The sequence below is a fragment of the Pseudomonas sp. genome, from assembly GCF_037994325.1.
In the GTDB taxonomy this organism is placed as follows: Bacteria; Pseudomonadota; Gammaproteobacteria; order Pseudomonadales; family Pseudomonadaceae; genus Aquipseudomonas.
This window is the reverse complement of sequence record NZ_JBBNAH010000162.1, coordinates 1-7386: the sequence shown is the minus strand read 5'-3', so window position 1 is coordinate 7386 and position 7386 is coordinate 1. Positions and strand designations below refer to the sequence as shown.

Here is a 7386-nt window from a genome sequence, read left to right as displayed (position 1 = left end):
GTTGTGGCGGATACCGGCACGGCCAGCACGCAGGTTGGCGGAGACGGTGTCTTTATCATTGCCCAGGCACGAAACGATGCCCAGACCGGTGATCACGACGCGACGCATGCGGATAACCCTTAGAAATTGTCAGTGGAAGTGAACAGGCCGACACGCAAACCTTCGGCGCTGTAGATCTCGCGGCCATCAACGCTCACGGTGCCGTCGGCAATTGCCAACACCAGGGAGCGGTTGATGGTGCGTTTGATGTGAATGTTGTAGGTGATTTTCTTGGCGGTCGGCAGTACTTGACCGAAGAATTTCACTTCGCCCGAACCCAGGGCACGGCCGCGGCCGGGGTTGCCTTGCCAGCCAAGGTAGAAACCCACCAACTGCCACATGGCATCCAGGCCCAGGCAGCCTGGCATCACCGGGTCGCCTTCAAAGTGGCAGGCAAAAAACCACAGGTCCGGGTTGATATCGAGTTCGGCGACTAACTCGCCTTTGCCGTATTTACCGCCGGTGTCGCTGATATGCGTGATGCGATCGACCATCAGCATGTTGGGGGCGGGCAGTTGCGCATTACCTGGGCCGAATAGCTCGCCACGACTGCAGCGCAGCAGGTCTTCCCGAGTGTAAGCGTTCTGTTTGGACATGCGAGCTCCTCAATAATCCCCGTGCGGCAGGGCTAAGCGAATCATCTAGGCTGGTGCGCGGTGCTTAAGCACGTTCCGATTACATGGGTATGTAAGGACTTCTACCCACCAGCGTAGTCATAGACTGTTGCGTTGAAATGAAAGTCACAGACTCTGAGTACACATGTACACCCAGCGTTCCATTCACCGGTAAAACCTCAACCGGGCCAGCTACCACGGCACTGCTGACGCACTCTAACACTCTCGGCGCCTGCTGGCTTTTGCCCGGGACCATTCAGTTTGTAACCCTATTACGACTTTATGACAGCTTGGCATGTTCCCTTTTCAGTTCGCGCTGTGACTACTCGCCAAAGGTCGGGGTGCCACCCAGGCCTGCAGAATGCGTTGCAGGTCAGCGCGTTTAAAGGGTTTGGCCAGGTAGTCGTTCATGCCGGCTTGCAGGCAAGCTTCGCGGTCACCCTGCAGGGCGTTGGCGGTCAGGGCAATAATCGGTAACGCCGTTTTGTTCGGCAAGCAGCGGATCTGGCGGGTGGCTTCGTAGCCATCCATCACCGGCAGGCGGCAGTCCATCAACACTGCGGCATATTCATTGCGCGCCACGCTGCTCAGCGCCTGGGCGCCATCGCCAACCAGGCTGACCTGGTAACCCAGGCTGCGCAGCATGGCTTCTATCACTGTCTGGTTGACCGGGTTGTCTTCCACCAACAGCACCTTATGGCCTTTGCCAGAGCTGGCCTCATCCACGCTGTGCTCGGCCGCCAGTTCGGTCTGCCGGGCAAAGGGCAGCGGAATTTCCAGGGTGAAGATGGAGCCGCGGCCTTCCTGACTTTCGGCATTCAAGGTGCCGCCCATACGCTCCGCCAAGGTGCGCGCAATCGGCAAGCCCAGGCCGGTACCGCCGTAGCGGCGCGAAATGGAATTGTCGGCCTGCTGGAAGGCATCAAACATATGCTCCAGCCGTTCCGGGGAAATACCGATGCCGCTGTCATGCACCGCGCAGCTAAACCACAGCACTTCGTTGTCCAGCGCCTGCCAGCGGGTTTCGATGCGGATATTGCCTTCCTCGGTGAACTTCAACGCGTTGCCCAGCAGGTTGACCAGAATTTGTCGAATACGTGTGGGGTCGCCTTTGACCACCAACTGTTCCAGCCCCGGCTGGGTGTCCAGCTGCAGCGCCAGGCCACGCTGATGGGCGCTGTGCTGAAACACCTGGGCCGAGCTTTGGATCAGCTCCAGCAGATTAAAGGTGATGCGCTCCAGCTCCAGGGCGCCGCGTTCGATGCGCGAGAAGTCGAGGATGTCGTTGATCACTTTCAGCAAGTGTTCAGTCGATTCGGTGGCCAGCGCCGAATATTCGGCCTGTTCATCGGTCATTTCCGTGGTTTCGAGCAACTGCAACATGCCCAGTACACCGTTCATGGGCGTGCGCAATTCGTGGCTCATCATCGCCAGGAAGTCAGACTTGGCGCGGTTGGCCTGCTCCGATTCTTCCCGCGCCTTAACCAACTGAGCGATGCTCTGTTGCTGCTCAAGGCTGGCTTTTTCCAGGCCGCTGGCGAGGTTGTTGATATGCCGGGCAAGGCCGCCGAGTTCGTTGTCATCCACCTCGGGCAGCGCGGTGCGGTAGTTGCCGGCCTGAATGGCTTTTACCGCATCGGCCATGGTGCTGATCGGCTGTGACAGGCGCAGGGCCAGGCGCCGCGCAACGAAAAAGGTCAGCAGCAGGGCAAACAACGCGAGCACCGTGGCCTTGAGCAGAATCGCTTGTTGCTGGCTGTTAAAGGCGTCGTTGGACATGCCCACCACCACGCGGCCGAGGTAGTCGTTGTCCAGGTGGTTGCCGCCATTGCCAGCGGAGTAGGGCAGGTCTTTTTTCAGGGCCAGGCGTTGCAGATGGATTGGTGCGTGGAAAATTTCCACCTGGGCGGCGCTCTTGTCCTGCGCCGTGGCTTGTTCTTCGTAGGCGAGGATATTGTCCTGGCGGTCGCGCACTTCGATAAAACGCACATGGGGCGTATCGAGGGTGGCTTTGAGCAGGGTGTTAAGCACTTGGATATTGCCGGCAATCACCCCGTATTCGGTGGCCGGCGCCAGCTGGTTAGCGATCAGTTGGCCGGTGTGATTGAGCTCTTGTCGCAGGTCTTGCAGACGCACAAAGGTAAAAAAACCGGTCAGCAGCAAGGTCAGCAGCAGGGCCGGGCCTACGCTGATCAGCTGTGTGCGGGTATGAATGTCCCATCCTCGGCGCAGGTTCATGGGCTCTGTGCTCTCCTTCGCGGCCAACGCATAAAACAACCTTGTTTATGCCTGGTGCTGCGGGACGTTATTTAAAGCGGGCCAGTCTACCTGTTCAAACGGCACCTGGCGCTGCGGCTTTTGTCCAACCGCGCCGGTTTTTGTTTAACACCTGGCAAAGCGTAGCGCGCAACACTGGCCGCAGCGCGGTGGCTCCGTAATAATGCGGCCAGCCCGCCATGCCCAAATGGCTCACTACGGATTGGTTATGACAGCACAGCAACCTATTGCAGTTCTCGGCGGCGGCAGCTTCGGCACCGCTATTGCCAACCTTGTGGCCGAGAACGGCAACCCGGTGCGGCAATGGATGCGCGACCCCGAACAGGCCGAAGCGATCCGCACCAACCGGGAAAACCCGCGTTACCTCAAGGGCGTAAAAATTCACCCCAATGTGGATGCCGTGACCGATCTGGCCGCCACCCTTGCTGCCTGTGAACTGATCTTCGTCGCCTTGCCGTCCAGTGCCTTGCGCACGGTGTTGCAGCCGTTCGCCGACGTCCTTGCCGGCAAATTGCTGGTTAGCCTGACCAAGGGCATTGAAGCGCAAACCTTCAAGCTGATGAGCCAGATCATTGAAGAAATCGCCCCGAAGGCGCGCATTGGCGTGTTGTCCGGGCCCAACCTGGCTAAAGAAATCGCCGCCCATGAGCTGACCGCCACGGTGGTCGCCAGTGAAGACGATGAACTCTGCCAGCGTGTGCAAGCGGCGCTGCACGGCCGCACGTTTCGCGTTTATGCCAGTAACGACCGCTTCGGCGTGGAACTGGGCGGCGCGCTTAAAAACGTCTACGCCATCATTGCCGGTATGGCCGCTGCGCTGGAAATGGGTGAGAACACCAAAAGCATGCTGATCACCCGCGCGTTGGCGGAAATGACCCGTTTCGCCGTAAAGCTCGGCGCCAACCCGATGACCTTCCTTGGTCTGGCCGGTGTGGGCGATCTGATCGTTACCTGTTCTTCGCCTAAAAGCCGCAACTTCCAAGTGGGTTATGCCTTGGGTGAAGGCTTGAGCCTGGAAGATGCTGTAACACGTTTAGGTGAGGTGGCCGAGGGCGTTAATACGCTCAAAGTGCTTAAGGTGAAGTCTGAACAACTGCAAACCTATATGCCGTTGGTAACTGGCCTGCACGCCATCCTCTTTGAAGGGCGTACCTTGGCCCAGGTGATTGAGCGGCTGATGCTGGCCGAGCCGAAAACTGACGTCGACTTTATTTCCACCACCGGTTTCTAGAAGGGAGAGTGCTATGAGCGATAACTTCGAGCGCGAGTCCATTGGCCTGCGCATCGTCTGGATGCTGGTGTTCACCCTGTGCTGGCAAGTGGCGGCAACCATTTTGGGTTTTGTCGTGCTGCTGCAACTGGGCTATCGCCTGTTCTACACCGCGCCAAACGCCAGCTTGCTGAGCTTTGGCGACAGCCTTAGCCAATACCTGGCGCAAATCGGCCGCTTCGGCACCTTTAATACTGACGAAAAACCCTGGCCGTTTGCCGATTGGCCAACGCCGCGGGCGCCAGATGGTGAGGTCGCCCATAGCATTCCCCCGGCGCCGCACCCAGTGCGCGACGAAGAGCCCAAGCTCTGATGCGTTTGTGGTTATTGCGCCATGGTGAGGCCTTTCCCGAGGCGCCCACCGATGCTGAACGGCCGCTGACTCCCCATGGGCGCGAAGAGGTGCTGCGCAGCGCAGTGCAGTTGGAAGGACGGCCAATCGCGGCGATCCTTGCCAGCCCGTACTTGCGCGCCCAGCAGAGCGCTGAATTGGTGCGCAAGGCCATTGGCTTTCGCGCAGCGGTCGGCACCGCGCCCTGGGCAACACCCGAGAGCGACCCACGGGAAGCGCTGAGCTACCTGGATGAACGCGAAGAAGGGGAGATTCTCTTGGTCAGCCACAACCCGTTTCTGGGGGAGCTGGCCGGGCTGCTGATTCACGGCCATCGCCAGCAACCCGTGCCACTGCGCACCGCGAGCCTGGTCGAGCTGGAAGGGGATTTTGCGGCGGCGGGGTTAATGAACCTACTGGCGTTGGTGCACCCGCACTAGCCAGGCGGGCCCGTAGGGTGTGCTATGCGCACCACCGCGATCAAGCCCATATCCCATGGTGCGCACAGCGCACGGTTATTGCGCTGGCGGCTCGGCTTCCTGGCTTGGCGCAACCACCTCTGCCGGCGTTTCCGTTATTGGCTGTTCCACCACTGGCGGCGCCGCTTGCAAGGTGGCGGCGTCTGGCGTTGGCTCAGCTTGCACGGGCGGCGGTGCGCTGATCGGCAACTCGGTCGCCATCGGCACTACCGCCGGCTCGGTTACGGGCGCTATTGCCGGTGCTGCGGCAGGTTCGATGACGGGTGTTACCACTTCCTGAATCGCCGGCGCGGTGGCCGGCGCCAGGGCTTGCGGTTCTGGAATGCCGAGGTCCGGTTCGCTCGCTGGCGCTTTTGCCGGTTCGGCAGTTTTTACCGGCGGCGGCAGAAACAATTCCACCAGGCCAAAAAAGCGTTCGTAAAACTTGGCCGACGATACGGTTTCGCTGGCCACTTTCACCAGCGAGTCATCGGTGGAGCCAATCGGCATCGACACCGAACCCAACACCCCCACACCAAGGCTCGCTGAGTTGTTCAGCTTTTTCAGCGCATAGCGGTCCTGCAGGGCATTGGCGAACATCGTGGAGTGGTGGTCGACCGTGCCGGCGTCGGTGCACACCACGTTAAAGGTGATTTCCAGGTGATCACCGTCGCTCTGTTGGAAGCTTTTATGGCCGCTGACCTGCTTGGGGTCGCTGCTGGTGATGATGTAACCCTGGCTGAGCAAGGCACGGCGCGCGGCTTCGCAAGATTGCGCGTCGGTGGCGCCGTAGTTGCGCGAGAACGTGCCCGAGTCGGCGAACGCTTCGTGCTCGTAGACCGCGGTATTGTTCGACGTACAGCCGGCAGCGCCTGCCAGCACCAGCGCCACGATGGCGCACTGCAGAGGAAATGCTTTAGACATGAAGGGTCCGAGCTAAAAAAATGCGTCGCGTATTGTGCCTCAGAAAACTCTCGGAGGGGACGCTGCATCTATGACGGCGTTTTATGACCTAGCGTGCGGGTTAACCCGGCGGCTACAGTTCTAAACATTTCTCCTCTTGCGCGTTGCAGGCTCTGCGTGGAATAGTCAAACCAAGCAAGTGCTTGGTTGTTTCCCCACAAAAATAATTAGGAGGAGGCCCTGTGACTAATGCTGCAACGTTGCCCTTAGAGATTTTCTTCCAGCGCGAAGCGCGCCACCCGAACAAACGCTACATGGTCCAGCCGTTGCCCGGCGGGCAGATACTGGAACTCAGTTGGTCGGACGTCGGCGATCAGGCCCGTCGTGCCGCCAACTGGTTGCGTGCCCAAGAGTTGCCGCAGGGCAGCCGCATCGCGTTGGTTTCGAAAAACTGCGCGCACTGGATCATCACCGATCTGGCGATCTGGATGGCCGGCCATGTGTCGGTGCCGCTGTACCCCAACCTCACGGCCGAATCGGTGCGCCAGGTACTGAGCCACTCTGAGGCTGCGCTGGTGTTTGTCGGCAAGCTCGATGATTGGGCAACCATGGCCCCAGGCATTCCCCAGGGCATTCGCACCATCGCTTTGCCGTTGCACCCTGAAGGCAGTTTTGACGTGCAGTGGAGCGAGCTGCAGGCCAGCACGCCAATTCGCGACAACCCGATTGGTGCCCACGATCAACTCGCCACCATCGTCTATACCTCCGGCACCACCGGCACCCCAAAAGGGGTGATGCATAACTTCGGCAACTTCGCCTTTGCTGCTGGCCATGGCACCGAACTGTTTCAGGCCACCGAGGATGATCGCCTGCTGTCTTATTTGCCGCTGTGCCATGTGGCTGAGCGTATGTTTGTGGAGCTGAACTCGCTGTATGCCGGCGAGACAGTGTTCTTTGCCGAAAGCCTCGACACCTTTTTAGTCGACCTGCGCCGTGCCAGGCCTACGTTGATTTTTGGTGTGCCGCGTATCTGGACCAAATTCCAGATGGGCGTTTACAGCAAAATGCCCGCTGAGCGTTTGGACTTTCTGCTGAAAATTCCTTTTATCGGCAAACGTGTCGGCCACAAAGTGCTTGCCGGTTTAGGCCTGGACGCCGTGCGCTACGCACTTTCCGGCGCCGCGCCAGTGCCGGAAACGCTGCTTAAGTGGTACCAGCGCCTGGGCCTGGATGTGCTTGAGGTTTACGGCATGACCGAAAACTGCGGCTATTCGCATATCTGCCGCAAAGGTAAAAATCGTCCAGGTTGGATCGGCCAGGCCAGCCCCGGCGTTGAAGTACGCATCAGCGAACTTGGCGAAGTGCAAGTGCGCAGCCCGGCGACCATGCAGGGTTATTACAAAGACCCCGAACGCACCGCCGAAACCATCACCGAAGACGGCTTTCTGCGCACCGGCGACAAAGGTGAGCAAGACGCCGAGCACTACCTGCGCC

8 protein-coding genes are annotated in these 7386 nt (G+C 59.5%); 4 read left to right on the top strand and 4 right to left on the bottom strand.

Translation table 11 applies throughout. From position 1 onward, the window contains the following. The 3 genes from AAAB16_RS05490 to AAAB16_RS05480 form a co-directional block, all read right to left on the bottom strand. Positions 1–108 (bottom strand): beta-ketoacyl synthase N-terminal-like domain-containing protein (locus AAAB16_RS05490; protein WP_340662430.1); only part of this gene is annotated, 108 nt, incomplete at its 3' end. Between the two features lie 11 nt (positions 109–119). Further along, positions 120–635, bottom strand: coding sequence for a 3-hydroxyacyl-[acyl-carrier-protein] dehydratase FabA (gene fabA / locus AAAB16_RS05485; protein WP_110614114.1), 516 nt, complete (start codon positions 633–635; stop codon positions 120–122). A gap of 324 nt (positions 636–959) precedes the next feature. Next, on the bottom strand, positions 960–2891 hold the full coding sequence (locus AAAB16_RS05480; protein ID WP_340662428.1) for an ATP-binding protein: 1932 nt from the start codon (positions 2889–2891) through the stop codon (positions 960–962). Between the two features lie 247 nt (positions 2892–3138). Here AAAB16_RS05480 and AAAB16_RS05475 point away from each other — a divergent pair, with 247 nt between their 5' ends. Genes AAAB16_RS05475 through sixA form a run of 3 tightly spaced genes read left to right on the top strand, consistent with a single transcriptional unit; the run spans position 3139 to position 4971 of the window. Further along, a complete protein-coding gene (locus AAAB16_RS05475; RefSeq protein WP_340662427.1) occupies positions 3139–4161 on the top strand; it encodes an NAD(P)H-dependent glycerol-3-phosphate dehydrogenase in 1023 nt (340 codons plus the stop codon). 13 nt (positions 4162–4174) lie between these two features. Then, complete coding sequence (locus AAAB16_RS05470) at positions 4175–4513, top strand: DUF4389 domain-containing protein (RefSeq protein ID WP_110614111.1); 339 nt, start codon at positions 4175–4177, stop codon at positions 4511–4513. Next, on the top strand, positions 4513–4971 hold the full coding sequence (gene sixA, locus AAAB16_RS05465; RefSeq protein WP_340662426.1) for a phosphohistidine phosphatase SixA: 459 nt from the start codon (positions 4513–4515) through the stop codon (positions 4969–4971). Before AAAB16_RS05470 ends, sixA begins: the two co-directional genes overlap by 1 nt. A 75-nt stretch (positions 4972–5046) precedes the next feature. On the opposite strand, the gene AAAB16_RS05460 is transcribed toward sixA, so the two are convergent. Beyond that, complete coding sequence (locus tag AAAB16_RS05460) at positions 5047–5913, bottom strand: DUF2242 domain-containing protein (protein WP_340662425.1); 867 nt, start codon at positions 5911–5913, stop codon at positions 5047–5049. Between the two features lie 293 nt (positions 5914–6206). Between AAAB16_RS05460 and AAAB16_RS05455 the strand changes: the two genes are divergently transcribed. Continuing rightward, positions 6207–7386 (top strand): AMP-binding protein (locus tag AAAB16_RS05455; protein WP_340662429.1); only part of this gene is annotated, 1180 nt, incomplete at its 3' end.